The organism is Pseudoalteromonas sp. OOF1S-7 (assembly GCF_022347765.1).
GTDB lineage: Bacteria > Pseudomonadota > Gammaproteobacteria > Enterobacterales > Alteromonadaceae > Pseudoalteromonas.
In genome coordinates this window covers 293,088-308,103 of sequence record NZ_JAKRFZ010000005.1, presented here as the reverse complement: position 1 = coordinate 308,103, position 15,016 = coordinate 293,088, and the positions used below count along the sequence as shown (strand labels likewise).

Here is a 15,016-nt window from a genome sequence, read left to right as displayed (position 1 = left end):
TCCTGTCATTGGACGGATAAAGTATAGTCACGCTGTAGATAACCACACCATTTATAAACCCGACTGCAACGCTTCATACAGGTTGACTAACCGCCCCAAAGAACTCCTTTGAGTCGGTAATAGTAAGTTGAGTAAAAGGTCTTGGTTCTGACTTCTTATGGAACTAATATAGAAACACTTTTGCAGGGCACCGGTAATGGGCCTGCGTATCCAGTCAGGACTAATACGACATGTCAGTCAATATATCTGAAAACCAGTGGGATGAGGCAATTGGGCAAAGTGAAGCAGATCCTGATTTAATCTATGCCAAATCGGTGTTCTTTAACCAGTCAGAGCAAGAGATACTGAAGCGCTTTAAAATCAATTTTATTGAGCGTGCAGATGAACTCAGGTTTATGCCGGCCAATTTACTGATGGCCTGTTTTCCCTATTTTGTTCGCTTTATCGTTACGTGCAGGCACGACGAATTCGATAAATCGGCAATAGCCGATTGTTTTCTGTCCTTATTGGAAGGCAAGCTAAGTGACGAAACAGTCAACACAATAGAACTCTTACACCAAAGTAGAGAGGCGTTGCTTTTTATCTCGAACAGGCTGGACGAATTTAATACTGACCCCGATATTTACGGTGATTTACAACCACGACTGCACCATTTAATCACGCTGCTGCGATGAGGATATTCGAAATCAGTCGCCGTTTCTCTTTATTTTGAGTGGTAATCAAATTAAGGATGGAGCGAGCGGCAATCAACAAGACTGCCGCCTAATATCACTTAACTGTAGAGGTTTTGCGGCATTTTAAGTACTCAAAATAACTACAGTCACGATAGTACACAACAGGGTCAACCACTGTGACACCGAACCGCAACACGCTCGTTTTGACTACTGACGCTGATAAACCCGACCAGCCCATTCCAGGCTGACAGGTTTCCCTTCTTCATTCAGTTTAAATTCGACAGGCTGAGGTTGAGCAAACGGCACATCGTAGAGCGCAAACCGAGATTGAGTAGCTGGCTTGAGCGTAAAGCGATAGTCAAAACTGTGCCCGCTCAGGTGGTCCTTGTTTACTGTCAGTGTCAGATCCAGATAGGTATTGTCGCCGCGATAGTGCCCGGCATAGTTTGCTAGCTCTTTTTTTGAAGGCGTATAACGCCACTGCTGCCAGTGATCAGCTTGCTCGGCCTCATTCAGGCGTTGTTGACGTCGATTAAGCAGTTTGGCAACTTTGTCCTGATAGGTGCTCAGGTTTTCCCGCTCTGCGGTTTTATATTCAGGTGCATCCAGCAAATACAACAAATACTGCTTAATCGTCTGAATGGTATAACGGCCCGTCATATTGTCTGAGTTCGAAAAAGTCGCCAGCCCTATTTTTAGCTCTGGCACAATGGCCATCAAAGAACGTGAGCCGGTATAGCCACCCCCATGGATCAGCACAGAGTAACCTTTAAAGGTGCAGATATTCCATCCAAGTGAATAACCATGACAGGGGATCCGGTAAACATTACGCGCTTGTGGATCAAGCGCAACCGCCTGCTTGTGTGACAGCGCCAGATCAGCGGCAGAAATACTGCCCTGACCCGCAGACAAATTCAGTTGCAGCCATTTTGTTATGTCTGAGGTAGAAGTGACTATGCCACCTGCAGAGTGCATCATTGCATCGGTTTTTGGCGGAACCGGTGTCCACCCCGCTTCACTTCCCTGCCAGATATGGTTCCAGGCAACTTCGTCAGCCGCAAAGTCTGATGTACGGGCTGAACTGTGCGGCATGTTAAATGGCTTAAACAGTACCGTTGCGAGCCAGTCCTGCCAGCTGCGACCAGTTACCTGTTGTAAGATTGCCCCGTAAATATTGTAACCAAGGTTGTCATACTCAAATCCTTCATCGCGTTTTTTGCCATACCGTTTGACAAGCCACGGATAGTCATCGACCGCCACTTCCGTCATATAGGCTTCCATTTCAGTTACAAAATCCGCACTGACAGGTACCTGGTGAGAGAGCAAATCAATTAAACGCCACTGTTTGGCATCAACCCCTTCGGGAAAACTACTGGCAGGCCAAAACTGGCTAAGAGGTGCGTACAGGTCAAGCACCTTTTGATGATGCAGGTGAGCGGCAACCAGCCCCATATAGGCTTTTGTCTGAGAAGCGATGTAAAGCGGTGTCTGTGGCGTGACAGGCAAATTAGTACCTGCCCTGCGCTTACCCCATACTTTATTGAGCAACACCTTATTCTGATTAACCACCACCATGCCAAATCCCGGGCCAAGTTCCGGTGTACGCTCGATATAATCGGCAATATAATCTGCCGCCTGTTGCGGTGTGGATGCCAATGCAGAGAGAGGATTCAGCGTCAGTGCACAAGCCAAAGTGAGTAGTGCGTGTAATTTCATAATGATTTCCGGATGGTTATTATTGTGTGCATATCCTAGCTTGCTGATTTAGCACTGTATTGAACAGATTTAACCTGTTTTGCTGTGAAACAACCTTTGTAACTTCCCGGGCGACAGGCCTATCCGGCTCATCATGGTCCTGTTCATATGACTCTGATCGGAAAAACCGGCATGAAATGCGCAGTCACTCAGAGGCACACCTTGGGTCATCGAGCGCATTGCCTTGCTGAGCTGAAGCTGTTGCTGATAAGCACTGGCAGAGATATGAAAGTATTTTTTAAACGCACGGGAAAAATACACCGGATGGACCCCTTGCTGTGTTGCCAGCTCGCTGAGCGAAAGCGGCAGTTCGGCCTCATCCAGCAGCTTTTTAGCTCGCACCAGCCAGTCGGGCTTCTGTCGCTCCCTGACGGTATGTTGAGGGATACCACATTCGCTGAGTGTATCCCAGAAAAGATCATTCAACGTATCGCACTGACCTTGATACAACGCCTGTAAATAAGATGCCTGCCTTGCCCGGGGTCCTGCATTCAGGCGAGACTGCCACTGATACCGGGGTGCTGTCATTTTATCAAACTGGATCAACAGCTCAGGTGACAAGGTAAACGAGAAGATCAGCGCTCCCTGAGCACCGTACTGATCACTGTGTAAAATATGGCGCGGTTTAAAACATAATCCCGGCGTTGCTATATCAAAAGCCGCCTGTTCAGTTTGTTCGCGCAAACCACCACTGAGCAGCACGGATAACTGCGCATGATCATGTCGATGTGCAGGCATCATACTACCTGGCGCATAATAGCTTAGCGTTGCCTTTAGCTGAGGAGACAAAGTGTGCTGCAGTAGTCTTGTCATCAGTTACTCCTTTACTGTTGATTTTATTTAAATAACAGCAAAGTGTAAAAACAAGAGCGTAAGAAAATATTGCGGGAAATAAAACAAGGAAAGTGATGGCGGCTACCATACCAGGCAGCCGCCGGTACAAGGCTCAACTATAGAGGTTTTGTGGGACCTTTAGTACCTGAATATGCACGGTCACTTCTTCGCGGTCGTGATAGAGGTGTTTGGCCTGTAGCTCATAGCCTACGCCGTACTTTTTCAGCTCGTCGCGGATCAGCGTCAAACACTCATAGACGGTATCGAAGCGCTTTTTCATGGGCAGCTTGAGGTTGAAAATCAGCTCACGGACAAAACCGTTCACTATCCAGTCGACCATCAGCTCACTGACGCGGGTTGGTTTTTCAACCATGTCACATACCAGCCAGTCAATGTTGCGCTTTTCAGGGCGGTATTTAAAGCCATCTTCACGGAAGTGCTTTACCTGACCGGTTTCCATTAAATCGTCATTCATCGGACCGTTATCGATCGCTGCCACAAACAACCCGCGGCGCACCAGCTGATAGGTCCAGCCACCCGGGCAAGCGCCCAGATCCACGCCACGCATACCAGAGCGGACCCGCTCAGGCTCGTTCTCTTTGCCAACAAACACATTGAAGGCTTCATCCAGCTTAAGCGTTGAGCGACTCGGTGCATCGGCCGGCATTTTCAGCCTGGGGATCCCCATAAAGAACGGCGAGTTGTTATTGCTGAATGAGTAACCGACATAGGCGGTGTCGTTAGCCAGAAATAGCACATGCAGCACAGGCTTATGGGCTTTGTGGTCGCGGGTCAGCTTATTTTGCTTCTCAAGCGCTTTGGCAAGTGGCGTCGAAAATTTCTTACAGAACTTCGACAGCTCTTTGCCTTCATTGGTATCCGGGGTTTCTACCCGCAGATCGCCACACAAAGGGAAATCACCAACCACCTGTTTGATCTCAGACACCCTGTCTTCAACGGGCATTTTGCTTAACAGCACACCCGCAAACCACTGGCGGGCAAACACCAGGCTGGAAAAATCAACCTGCTTGAGTAGCAGCTCACTCTGAGCCGGGTCAAAGCACTCAAAGGTCACATAGCCCGTATTGGGCTTAGCTTTCACGTAACCGGCAACATGATGTAACGCGGCGTGATGCGTAATTTCAGCCGCCGCATCGCTTTCAAAGCCGCTTCGGCAATAAATAACCACACTAGACATAGTGATAAAAAGTCTCTAATCAATTAAAAGGGCTGGCGGGCAACCTGAAACAGCAGCCAGGCCCAGCCAAGAATAAAACACAGTCCGCCCAGTGGCGTAATCGGTCCCAGCCACTTGGCACCGGTCAGCGCCAGCAAATACAGGCTGCCACTGAACAGGACAATCCCGGTCGCAAATAAATAGCCCGAGAGCTGAACTTTCACGCCCCATTTCAGGAGCAGGGCTACGGCCAGCAGTGCCAGACCGTGGGTCATCTGATATTCAGCGCCGGTTTTAAATATGCCAATGGCATAGTCACTTAAACGGCTTTTCAGGCCATGGGCGGCAAACGCCCCCAACACGACCGACAGCATACAAAATGCCCCGCCCAGCAGTAAGAATAGCTTAGCCATTGAGTATCTCCGCAATTTTAGCAGCAATGGCCTCAGCGGCCAGCTGGCGGTTTTGCGCTTCTGTCAGGCCGCTGGCTTTGCGCGGCTTCAATGAATGGTCGCCATCTTTAAGCCATACCAGCTCTGGCCAGCTCTGCTCTTCAGCTTGCGCTGCCAAAGCCGTGACCTCGGCTTGATTACCAAACGTATCACGCTCTCCTTGCAGCACCACAAACGGGCAAGGGATATCGGCAAAGTGCTCGGTGCGCAGTTTCTCAGGTTTGCCCGGTGGATGAAACGGATAACCCAGCGCAAACACGCCTTGTACCTCAATATCGTCTTCACAGACCAGCATAGATGCCATACGCCCGCCCATAGACTTACCACCGATAAACACAGGTAGCCCGTTGAGTTGTGCCATCAACACATCACGATAATGGGCCAGCAGCTTAGGGGCTCGTTCCGGTGGGCGGCGCTTATCCAGCGCCTTTGCCATCTGCATATAACCAAAATCAAACAGCCCGACGGTGACCCCCAATGCACTCAGGCGGTTTGCCATGTCCTGCATAAAGTCGCTGTCGCGGCCCGCTCCCGCGCCATGAGCCAGGATCAGTTGCGCCTGAGGTGCGTCAGCCTGGTGCCACTCGATATCAATCTTTACTTCGCTCTGCGTCATTGTTGTTCCTGCTCTACCATTTCCAGCATCCAGTTTTTGAAGGACACAATTTTACCTAATTCAGCCTGAGATTCACGACACACCAGATAGTAAGCATTTTTACTTTCCAGGTGATGGCTGAATGGAATGATCAAACGGCCCGCATCCAGATCGGGTTTGGCCAATACGCTATTGCCCAGCGCGATCCCCTGACCATGCACCGCCGCCTGAGTCACCATAGACGAATGGCTAAAAATCGGTCCGGTATTGGCTGGCACGTTACGTACCCCGGCGGTTTTAAGCCAGGCTTTCCAGGCGCGGCGGGTGGTATCGTGCAACAGGGTGTGATTCGCCAGGTCACTGGGCTGATCCAGCGGCTTGGGTCCATTAAGCAGCAAAGGGCTACACATGGGCACCAGGTATTCAGTATGCAGCTTATGGGTTTGCACCCCGCTCCAGTTACCCCGACCATAGTAAATGGCCACATCCACATCGTCGGTTAATGAGTTCTCATCCAGATCCTGCGCCTTTATTCGCACATCAATGTCCGGATGCAATTCATTAAACAGGCTGAGCCTGGGCACCAGCCACTGAATCGCAAAACTGGGGGTCAGACTCACCGTGAGTGACCCTTTTGCCCCCCGTGCCAGCAGTTTTTCCGTGGCATCAATCAACTGAGAAAACAGCTCCTTAATATCCAGGAAATATCCCTGCCCCTCTTCCGTTAACAGCAAGGAGCGGTTTTTACGTAAAAAGAGTTTAACCCCGAGGTGCTCTTCCAGAATCTTAATCTGGTGACTTATGGCTGCCTGGGTCACAAACAGCTCTTCTGCGGCTTTGGTAAAACTCAGATGCCGGGCTGCGGCCTCAAAAGCTTTCAGTGCGTTTAATGGGGGTAATCGTCGTGACATGGCGGGAGTTCCAAACCAGGCTCATGAAAATGGCGGAGTCCCCTCCGCCAGCAAGTGTAATGTTACAGATCAGCGGCGCTGGTATCCAACGGTGCAAAACTCTTTACCAGATCGTCCACGGCTTTCATCTGGTGCAGGTAGCCTTCCAGTTTCGCCAGAGGCAAAGCACATGGACCATCGCATTTGGCTTCATTTGGATTCGGGTGAGCTTCAATAAATAAGCCCGCCAGACCCAATGCCATACCGCTGCGTGCCAGCTCTGCCGCCTGCGCACGACGACCATCGGCCGAATCACTGCGACCACCGGGACGTTGTAAAGCGTGTGTGGCATCAAAGATCACTGGCGCCATGTGCTTCATGTCATCCATGCCCAACATATCAACTACCAGGTTGTTATAACCAAAGCTGGTGCCGCGCTCACACAGGATCACTTGCTCGTTGCCCGCTTCGCTCATCTTTTTGATGATGTGACGCATCTCGTGTGGTGCCAGAAACTGAGGTTTCTTCACATTAATCACATTACCGGTCTTAGCCATGGCCACAACCAAATCAGTTTGACGCGCCAAAAAGGCTGGTAACTGGATCACATCAACCACTTCGGCAACCGGCGCCGCCTGATGAGGCTCATGAACGTCGGTGATCAGTGGAACGTTAAAGGTACTTTTGATTTCTTCAAAGATCTTAAGCCCCTCTTCCATACCCGGACCGCGGTATGAGTTGATAGAAGAGCGGTTGGCTTTATCGAACGATGCCTTAAACACATATGGGATGCCCAGTTTACTGGTCACTTCAACATAGTGCTCAGCAATGCGCATGGCCAGGTCACGTGATTCGAGCACATTCATGCCACCAAACAGCACGAAAGGTTTGTCGTTTGCAACCTCGATGTCGGCTACTTTGATAATCTGTGTATTCATTGTCTTTCCTAAAAATAGTCGCTAACTGACAGCACTAACTGCCAATCACACGTAAAAGTTGTCCGCACAGCCAGGCAGCGTAGGTGCCCAACGCATAGCCCAATACAGCTAACAGCACACCCACAGGTGCCAGCGCCGGGTGAAATGCCGACGCAACCACAGGCGCTGATGCCGCGCCACCTATGTTGGCTTTGCTGCCAACAGCCACGTAAAACACCGGCGCTTTAATGAGTTTAGCCACCAAAAATAATAATCCCACATGCACCGCCATCCAGATCAGGCCAATGACCACGTATTTAGGGGCTTCAACAATTTTAGTGATGTCCATGTGCAAGCCTATGGTTGCCACCAGGATATATAAGAAACTACTACCCACTTTGGAGGCGCCCACGGCCTCAAAGTTGCGCGCTTTTGTAAATGACAGAGCCAGGCCAATGGTAGTGACCAGTACGATGATCCAGAACAGTTTGGAATGCAGGGAGAACTTCTTCAGCTCCGGGAAATTACTGGCAAAGTAAGGCACCAACAGGTCGGCGGCGAAATGCGCCAACCCGGTTGCGCCAAAAGCAAAGGCGATCAGTAGCATTAAGTCTTTTAATTCAGGCCGTCTTGCGTGCTCGGCTTCAAAGGCCTGTACTTTGTCAATCAGTCGCTCAATAGAGGCCGTATCGGCGCCGGTGCGCGCGTCAATCTCTCGATGTCTGGCGGCCAAAAATAACAAACCCGCCATCCAGAGGTTGGCAACCACAATGTCCACCGTCACCATAATAGTAAAAATCTCGCCCCCGGCTCCGTAAATTTCTTTCATCGCTACCATGTTGGCACCACCGCCGATCCAGCTACCGGCCAGTGCCGCCATACCACGCCATACGGCTTCTGGACCGGTTACACCGAGTAATTCAGGCATAAAAGTGGCCGTGATCAACAGTGCAATCGGCCCGCCTAAGACTACGCCGACCGTACCAGTCAGAAACATAATGATGGCGCGTTTACCCAGCCCCATGATGGACTTAAGGTCGATGCTCAATGTCAGCAACACCAGACAGGCTGGCAGCAAAAAGTACTTAGCAACCGTATAAACATCGTTGCCGCTGCCATCAACAATCCCGAAGGTATTCAACAAAGAAGGCAGGAAGTAGCACATTAACAGGGCGGGTACATAGCGATAAAATTTGGCCCAGAACCCGGTCTTCAGATTGGAGGTATAGAACACAAACCCCAGAATGATGGCTAACAGACCGAGCACAACGGCGTTATTAGTAATGAGTACACTACTCTCTTGCATGGGATCTCTCTGTTTCCTTGATTATACAAAAACCGCTTGGGAAGCTCTGCTCGGTACACAGCTTAGCCGACCACCAGGACCCCCAAATGTAGTGCCTTCTGACCTTACTTAATGCAGGATATTATTGTGATCGGCCAGCTCTGCGATTTGATTTTGAATGAGCTCTATAGTCGGGTCATCCGGACATTCATCCACAAAGAACTGGAGGTCATCTTTGGCCATTTTAGGGCAGTTAAGTTGATTCAGTAGGTAGCCTCTGTCACGACGCTCATAAGGGTCGTCACCCAGTAATTCCATCAGCATCTCAACACAGCTCAGTGCGTGACCAAATTTTTCTGCAGCAATGAACGACCATTTTTGCTGGGCAAGATAAAGCTTGAAAGCCTCCTCACCAAATACCAGCTCCATAGGCTCCTGTTCTTTGTCATCACCATTTTCAGGGATCACATACCAGGACTGATGGCCAGAGCTTGGGTCAATGATGTAGCCTTCTTCGTCACTCAATGCGATATGCACCAGCACATCTCCCTGGTTAATGGCAAGGCTTGCCGTTAAGTGCGCGCGCTCCAATAAATGCACCAGGATCAGGGCCAACGCCATACTGGTACCACTGTGCATTTTAAGCACATAACACACATTATTTAGCAAATGCTCAGGCACTTTTTGATCCGTGCCGCTAAATAACCATTGAGTATAAAACGTATCGAGCAGTGCATCGACGCATTTGTGTTTGTCATCACTTTGATGACAAATGTCGTCGACAGCTTGCTCCAGCTCGGCCAGTAAACATAGCGTGTGTGAAGTATCTGCCTGAGCATCCCAATGTGGCTCAGCCCAAATACAACGTAACAAGGCAGGCGTCGAGAAATGATCCGTACTTGTGTCGTGTTCATCGAACCAGATATCAGTCATAAATAACGAACTATTTTCTACTGTCTATAGTCATAATGGGCTAGTGTAACATTTTTCAACACATTCCCAAGGGGATTTTTATGTAGGGGAACAGTGGTCGTGTTTTGCCGGGGTGAGCGGGCAGTGATACTGCCCACCTGATCATCACAATATCAGGGCATTTTTAGCAAAGGCGAGGTGGCCCACAGCCAGTAAAGTCAGCGTCGCCAGCATCAGTGCCGCGATTTGTTTTGCTTTGGTTGTCGATTTTGCGACCACAAAGCCCAGTGCAATATAGACGATAACCAAAACGATTTTTTCCATCAACCAGGGCTGCTGCGCCGGGTTGAGGCTGGCCATCACCGCCAGTGACACTGCTGAGATCAGCAGTAGTGTATCGATACTGTGACTAGCGATAAACACCCCTTTGTTGGCAGCCAGTTTGCCACTGGCCAGACGAGAAATAGCTCGGGTGTAAAACAAAATAATGCTCAAAACTGCAAACATCACATGTGTGTGTTTAAGTGCCATGTAGTCCAAAATTGCCCCTTTTTAAATAAACGATTAAATCAGTCTTCTAATTGAGTCAGGATCTGTTCCAGCTCATCAATTACATCATTAAATACATTAACCAGTTTCGGGTCAAAGTGCTTGCCTTTTTGGCTGTTAATTTCAGCTACGACTTCGTCCAGGCTGTATGCCGGACGATAGCAACGCTCATGACGCATAGAGTCATAGACATCCGCAATCGCAGCGATGCGACCAAAAATATGGATCTCTTCGCCCTTTTTACCACTTGGGTACCCACTGCCATCCCAGCGTTCATGATGGTCACGGGCGATCATAGCGCCGGCATTAACGATTTCACGGCGTGAGTCGCGCAGTATCTGGTAACCCTTTTGAGTATGGGACTTCATTACATCCCATTCTTCGGGCGCAAGCTTGTTGGGTTTATTCAAAATGGCGTCAGGAATGCCTACGTTGCCCACATCGTGCAGCGGCGAGGCCAGCCGTACCAGTTCAGCCTCACGATAACTCAGACCATAATGCTTAGCCAGCACATAACAGATATTGGCTACCCGCTTAACGTGATTGCCCGACTCGGTAGAGCGCTGCTCCAGCGCTTCACTCAGGCGATATACCAACTCCTGTTGAGTATCTTCAATTTCCGCCTGAAGCTGAACGTTTTCATAGGCCAGTTGTACGTTTTGCGAAAAGATTTTGATCAGGTGCTTTTGTGTATCGGTCAGGAACTCAGGGATCCCGGAAACAAACAACATCGATGCGTGATTATACTCACTAGAACAATATGCAAATAAATAATTGTCCTTGTAAACAATACCACGGTTTTGCAGTGCCTGACGACAGGCTTCCATTTGCTCAGGAGCCAGTACGTCCTCTATTGGCTTGCCTTCACTTCTGGCAAACTCACCCCGGCCAGTAAACACCACCAGTTTATCGCTGCTGTCACTGGGGTCGTTGCTGGCCACCAATGACGTAGCATAAATGGCTTCGTCTACAGTCCCCAGTAACGAGGTTAGCTGCTGGATCACGCCTTCAATAAACTGATCAATGGAGTGAGAGGCAAAGATGTTACGTGAGGCCGTGATGATTTTTTCCAGTCCCTGGCGAGACTGATCGATAGACAAGATGTCCCGGTAAGAACGCAGGCTTGACATCACCACAGTAAACAACTTTTGTGCTGTCAGTTCAGTCTTGGATTTATAATCATTGATATCATAATTTACGATGACCTGACGCTCTGGTGCTTGACCCGGCTGCCCTGTGCGCAAAATAATGCGAATGTTATTATTTTTTGCTGTTTCACGGATATATTGCGCAACCCGCAGACCCGCATCATCCGTTTCCATCACTACATCAAGCAGTACAATTGCGGCATCGGGGTGGTCCATGACCACCTTTTTTGCTTCCTCTCCGGAATAAGCACTGAGAAACTCCAGACGCTTTTTCTGAAACTCAAAGTCGCTGAGCGCGAGTTTGGTTACCGCATGCACTTCGGGTTCATCATCAACAATGATCACCTTCCAGGTGCCACTTTTTTCCTGTACTTCTACTTCACCCGGATCGTCTGAAAACAAAAAATCATCCATTGGAGAGTCCTTAACACTCTTATACACATATATCTCGCCAGCAACGCTCCGCTGGCGGACTTAAAGCAGGAACTGTATGCGATAACTGATCCTGAATAGGGATCCAGGCTGGCCTGCATACTGCTGCGATTTTACCAGGAGGGATTACTGCGGCTTTTGCGCCATCGTTACCCTATCACAGCCTGCCATATCTTTTATTGTAAGTATATTGCGATAGTTCATTTGTGCAAAAATCTGCTGAACGCCAGCCGCTTGCTGATAGCCATGCTCAAACATCAGGTAACCATGTGGTTCAAGATAGGTCTGTGCTTGCTCAATAATATGACGAATATCAGCATAGCCTTCATCCTGCGCCACCAAAGCGGATAAGGGTTCATAACGCACATCCCCCTGACTCAGGTGTTCATCGTTTTCACAAATATAAGGCGGATTGCTGACAATCAGATCAAAACGCTGATCCGCTAACGCTGAAAACCAGTCACTATGGCGGATTTCGACATGTTCAAACCCAAGGCGCTGACGATTTTTCTCTGCCAGTGCTACCGCATCATGTGAGAAGTCGACACCAATTAGCTGCCAGCCGGGTTGCTCCGATGCCAGTGCCAGCGCAATGGCCCCCGTCCCTGTGCCCAAATCAAGTACTTTGGCCTGCGCAGACAAAGGCAGAGCAAGCGCCTGCTCAACCAGGGTTTCGGTGTCCGGGCGTGGGATCAGTGTACTGTTATTCACGTATAAAGGCAGGCTCCAGAACTCCCGCTCTCCCGTGAGATGGGCGACCGGCTCACCCGCTTGTCGACGCGCAACCAGGGTTGCAAAACGCTGCTGTTGCCCGGCGTTTAGTTCGGCTTCGGGCCAGGCAAATAAATAGCTACGGTTCTTCTGAAGTATATGCAAAAGCAGCACTTCGGCATCGAGTTTCGCCGACTCTGAGCTGCTCTGCAGTAGCCCGCTCGCCCAGGCAATCGCCTGAGCCAGGGTTGAATGTTGCATCATTAGTCGTCGCCCATGGCTGCCAACAAGTCAGCCTGATACTCCAATACTAGCGGATCGATAACGGCGCCTAAATCACCGGCTACTACTTCATTCAGACGATAAAGCGTGAGGTTAATACGGTGGTCTGTGATACGGCCTTGTGGATAGTTGTAAGTCCGGATCCGCTCAGAGCGATCACCGCTACCTACCAGGTTGCGACGCTCACTTGCCTCTGCAGCCTGACGTTTTTCATCTTCCGCCTGCTGCAGGCGCGCACCCAATACAGACAAAGCCTTAGCACGGTTTTTATGCTGTGAACGTTCATCCTGACACTCCACCACAACACCGGTTGGAATATGGGTAATACGGATAGCAGAGTCAGTTTTGTTAACGTGCTGACCACCGGCACCCGAAGCACGGAAAGTGTCGACCTTCAGATCTGCCGGGTTAATTTCAATGGCTTCCGCTTCCGGGATCTCCGCCATCACAGCCACAGTACATGCTGAAGTGTGAACACGGCCCTGAGACTCAGTCTCTGGTACACGCTGTACACGGTGTGCGCCCGACTCAAATTTCAGCTTACCGTATACGCCGTCGCCTTTGATGTTAGCAATGATCTCTTTGTAGCCACCGTGCTCACCGTCGTTGGCACTGACAACCTCAACCTGCCACTTCTGGGTTTCGGCATAACGGCTGTACATGCGGAACAAGTCACCGGCGAAGATAGCCGCTTCGTCACCGCCCGTACCAGCACGTACTTCCAAAAATACATTGTTATCGTCTTTGGGATCTTTCGGTAGCATCAGGATCTGGAGCTGATCTTCAAGCTCACTGATTTGTTCTTTTGCTTCTTTATATTCTTCCTGCGCCATTTCGCGCATATCAGGATCTGAGTCCTTCAGCATTTCTTCAGCCGCAGCCACGTCTTCCTGCGCCTGCTGATAAGCCGTAAATGCCTTGACGACGTCTTCCAGCTCTGAATACTCTTTTGATAACGCGCGAAAACGATTTTGATCGCCAATAACTTCCGGATCCCCCAGCATGGCTTCCACTTCTTCGTGGCGCTCTACCAGCGTTTCCAACTTACGATAGACGGACTCTTTCATTTAACTTTTATTCCTGCTCAATACCTAATGCTTGTTTTAATACTGCAATGCGCTCTATATCACCCTCTTTTGCCGCCGCCTGAATGGCCCGGGTCGGTGCATGAGTGAGTCGATTGGTAAGCTTATTTGCCAGCTCTAACAAGACCTTTTCTGAATTCTTACCCGATTGTAGCTGATTTAACGCCTTTTCCACGAGCTCTAATTTAATCGTCTGGGCCGAATCACGATAGTCACGGATCACATCCACTGAGGTCAAAGAGCGCTGCCACTGTGCAAACTCGTGGGTTTTGTCATCAATGATGTGCTGGGCTTCACGTGCAGCCTGTTCCCTCGACGCCATGTTTTCATTCACGATCGCCTGCAGGTCGTCCACCGTATAAAGGTAGGCCGCATCTAAGTCATTAACCTGACTTTCGATATCACGTGGCACCGCAATATCCACGAACAGCATCGGCTTATGTTTGCGTTTTTTCAGGGCCTGCTCAACCACCCCTTTACCTATGATGGGCAGGGTGCTGGCGGTGGAACTGATCACTATGTCAGCCTGGTGCAATTGCTCGGGCAGCTGGGCCAAAGAAATAACACTGGCGTTTATTTCGTCTGCCAGCGTTTGTGCCCGTTCAATAGTGCGGTTAGCAACTGTAATGGTCTTAGGGTTATGTTGAGACAGGTGCTTGGCAACCAGCTCAATGGTTTCACCCGCACCGATTAATAACACATTGGTTTTTTCCAGCTGACCATAAATGTGCTTAGCCAGGTTAACAGCCGCATACGCCACAGAGACAGCACTGGCACCAATTTCAGTCTCGGTGCGCACCTGCTTGGCCACAGAAAACGTTTTCTGAAACAAGCGCTCAAACACCGGCTGAATGCCATTATGTGCCTTGGCACTATTATAGGCTTGCTTGATCTGACCCAAAATCTGCGGCTCACCCAGCACCAGCGAGTCTAACCCACAGGCTACGCGCATAAGATGATTGACCGCGTCCTGATTGTGGTGCACATAGACGTTTTCTGCCAGCTCTTGCTCTTCTATCTGATGAAATTCAGCCAGCCAGCCCAGAAGCGCTTGGGAATTTGAGTCCCCAAGGCTACAATAGATTTCGGTCCGATTGCAGGTAGAAACAATCACGGACTCGTTAAACTGCGGTAACTCAGACAGCTGCTGTAGCGCATCCGATAACTGTTGCGGAGAAAAAGCGACTTTTTCCCTCAATTCGACGGACGCGGTTTTGTGATTGATCCCAAGTGCGATGATGGTCATAACTGCCAGTATTGCTCAAGCCCTGCTTTAAAGCCGCTAATTTTACCAAAAATCAATCGAATATGGAAAGTA

15 protein-coding genes are annotated in these 15,016 nt (G+C 49.7%); 1 reads left to right on the top strand and 14 read right to left on the bottom strand.

Translation table 11 applies throughout. From position 1 onward, the window contains the following. The first annotated feature begins 230 nt into the window (after positions 1 to 230). Positions 231 to 674: a hypothetical protein gene (locus MHN33_RS10500; RefSeq protein ID WP_239397886.1), complete on the top strand. Its 444-nt coding sequence runs from the start codon at positions 231 to 233 to the stop codon at positions 672 to 674. Positions 675 to 881: 207 nt separating this feature from the next. On the opposite strand, the gene MHN33_RS10495 is transcribed toward MHN33_RS10500, so the two are convergent. The 14 genes from MHN33_RS10495 to hemA form a co-directional block, all read right to left on the bottom strand. Then, a complete protein-coding gene (locus MHN33_RS10495; RefSeq protein WP_239397885.1) occupies positions 882 to 2,390 on the bottom strand; it encodes a serine hydrolase in 1,509 nt (502 codons plus the stop codon). A gap of 69 nt (positions 2,391 to 2,459) precedes the next feature. Further along, a complete protein-coding gene (locus MHN33_RS10490) occupies positions 2,460 to 3,242 on the bottom strand; it encodes a helix-turn-helix domain-containing protein (protein ID WP_239397884.1) in 783 nt (260 codons plus the stop codon). Positions 3,243 to 3,375: 133 nt separating this feature from the next. Next, the gene (gene rlmM / locus MHN33_RS10485) at positions 3,376 to 4,461 is read right to left on the bottom strand and encodes a 23S rRNA (cytidine(2498)-2'-O)-methyltransferase RlmM (RefSeq protein ID WP_239397883.1); all 1,086 of its coding nucleotides are present in this window, start codon (positions 4,459 to 4,461) and stop codon (positions 3,376 to 3,378) included. A 23-nt stretch (positions 4,462 to 4,484) separates the two neighbouring features. After that, positions 4,485 to 4,853 carry a DUF423 domain-containing protein gene (locus MHN33_RS10480; RefSeq protein WP_239397882.1) on the bottom strand — a complete coding sequence of 123 codons (369 nt, stop codon included), beginning with the start codon at positions 4,851 to 4,853 and terminating at the stop codon, positions 4,485 to 4,487. Further along, positions 4,846 to 5,508 (bottom strand): alpha/beta family hydrolase, encoded by a 663-nt coding sequence (locus tag MHN33_RS10475; RefSeq protein ID WP_239397881.1) that lies wholly within the window; start codon positions 5,506 to 5,508, stop codon positions 4,846 to 4,848. Before MHN33_RS10475 ends, MHN33_RS10480 begins: the two co-directional genes overlap by 8 nt. Further along, positions 5,505 to 6,398 (bottom strand): transcriptional regulator GcvA, encoded by an 894-nt coding sequence (locus tag MHN33_RS10470; RefSeq protein ID WP_054017247.1) that lies wholly within the window; start codon positions 6,396 to 6,398, stop codon positions 5,505 to 5,507. Before MHN33_RS10470 ends, MHN33_RS10475 begins: the two co-directional genes overlap by 4 nt. Positions 6,399 to 6,460: 62 nt before the next feature. Beyond that, positions 6,461 to 7,315 carry a 3-deoxy-8-phosphooctulonate synthase gene (kdsA, locus tag MHN33_RS10465; protein ID WP_239397880.1) on the bottom strand — a complete coding sequence of 285 codons (855 nt, stop codon included), beginning with the start codon at positions 7,313 to 7,315 and terminating at the stop codon, positions 6,461 to 6,463. A gap of 34 nt (positions 7,316 to 7,349) precedes the next feature. Continuing rightward, a complete protein-coding gene (locus MHN33_RS10460) occupies positions 7,350 to 8,600 on the bottom strand; it encodes a DUF819 family protein (protein ID WP_239397879.1) in 1,251 nt (416 codons plus the stop codon). Between the two features lie 108 nt (positions 8,601 to 8,708). Then, positions 8,709 to 9,512, bottom strand: coding sequence for a tetratricopeptide repeat protein (locus MHN33_RS10455; RefSeq protein WP_239397878.1), 804 nt, complete (start codon positions 9,510 to 9,512; stop codon positions 8,709 to 8,711). Positions 9,513 to 9,656: 144 nt separating this feature from the next. Continuing rightward, a complete protein-coding gene (locus tag MHN33_RS10450) occupies positions 9,657 to 10,031 on the bottom strand; it encodes a SirB2 family protein (RefSeq protein ID WP_239397877.1) in 375 nt (124 codons plus the stop codon). Between the two features lie 29 nt (positions 10,032 to 10,060). Then, complete coding sequence (locus tag MHN33_RS10445; protein WP_239397876.1) at positions 10,061 to 11,602, bottom strand: DUF3369 domain-containing protein; 1,542 nt, start codon at positions 11,600 to 11,602, stop codon at positions 10,061 to 10,063. Between the two features lie 144 nt (positions 11,603 to 11,746). Continuing rightward, positions 11,747 to 12,592, bottom strand: a complete 846-nt coding sequence (prmC, locus tag MHN33_RS10440; protein ID WP_239397912.1) for a peptide chain release factor N(5)-glutamine methyltransferase — start codon at positions 12,590 to 12,592, stop codon at positions 11,747 to 11,749. Positions 12,593 to 12,594: 2 nt separating this feature from the next. Next, on the bottom strand, positions 12,595 to 13,680 hold the full coding sequence (prfA, locus tag MHN33_RS10435) for a peptide chain release factor 1 (RefSeq protein ID WP_239397875.1): 1,086 nt from the start codon (positions 13,678 to 13,680) through the stop codon (positions 12,595 to 12,597). Between the two features lie 7 nt (positions 13,681 to 13,687). Continuing rightward, the gene (gene hemA, locus MHN33_RS10430; protein ID WP_239397874.1) at positions 13,688 to 14,944 is read right to left on the bottom strand and encodes a glutamyl-tRNA reductase; all 1,257 of its coding nucleotides are present in this window, start codon (positions 14,942 to 14,944) and stop codon (positions 13,688 to 13,690) included. Positions 14,945 to 15,016 lie beyond the last annotated feature (72 nt).

Coding starts and splice junctions, on each gene's coding strand:
- MHN33_RS10490 (WP_239397884.1), bottom strand. CDS start 3,242: ATGACAAGACTACTGCAGCACACTTTGTCTCCTCAGCTAAAGGCAACG.
- MHN33_RS10495 (WP_239397885.1), bottom strand. CDS start 2,390: ATGAAATTACACGCACTACTCACTTTGGCTTGTGCACTGACGCTGAAT.
- hemA (WP_239397874.1), bottom strand. CDS start 14,944: ATGACCATCATCGCACTTGGGATCAATCACAAAACCGCGTCCGTCGAA.
- kdsA (WP_239397880.1), bottom strand. CDS start 7,315: ATGAATACACAGATTATCAAAGTAGCCGACATCGAGGTTGCAAACGAC.
- MHN33_RS10480 (WP_239397882.1), bottom strand. CDS start 4,853: ATGGCTAAGCTATTCTTACTGCTGGGCGGGGCATTTTGTATGCTGTCG.
- MHN33_RS10455 (WP_239397878.1), bottom strand. CDS start 9,512: ATGACTGATATCTGGTTCGATGAACACGACACAAGTACGGATCATTTC.
- MHN33_RS10470 (WP_054017247.1), bottom strand. CDS start 6,398: ATGTCACGACGATTACCCCCATTAAACGCACTGAAAGCTTTTGAGGCC.
- MHN33_RS10460 (WP_239397879.1), bottom strand. CDS start 8,600: ATGCAAGAGAGTAGTGTACTCATTACTAATAACGCCGTTGTGCTCGGT.
- rlmM (WP_239397883.1), bottom strand. CDS start 4,461: ATGTCTAGTGTGGTTATTTATTGCCGAAGCGGCTTTGAAAGCGATGCG.
- MHN33_RS10445 (WP_239397876.1), bottom strand. CDS start 11,602: ATGGATGATTTTTTGTTTTCAGACGATCCGGGTGAAGTAGAAGTACAG.
- prmC (WP_239397912.1), bottom strand. CDS start 12,592: ATGCAACATTCAACCCTGGCTCAGGCGATTGCCTGGGCGAGCGGGCTA.
- prfA (WP_239397875.1), bottom strand. CDS start 13,680: ATGAAAGAGTCCGTCTATCGTAAGTTGGAAACGCTGGTAGAGCGCCAC.
- MHN33_RS10475 (WP_239397881.1), bottom strand. CDS start 5,508: ATGACGCAGAGCGAAGTAAAGATTGATATCGAGTGGCACCAGGCTGAC.
- MHN33_RS10500 (WP_239397886.1), top strand. CDS start 231: ATGTCAGTCAATATATCTGAAAACCAGTGGGATGAGGCAATTGGGCAA.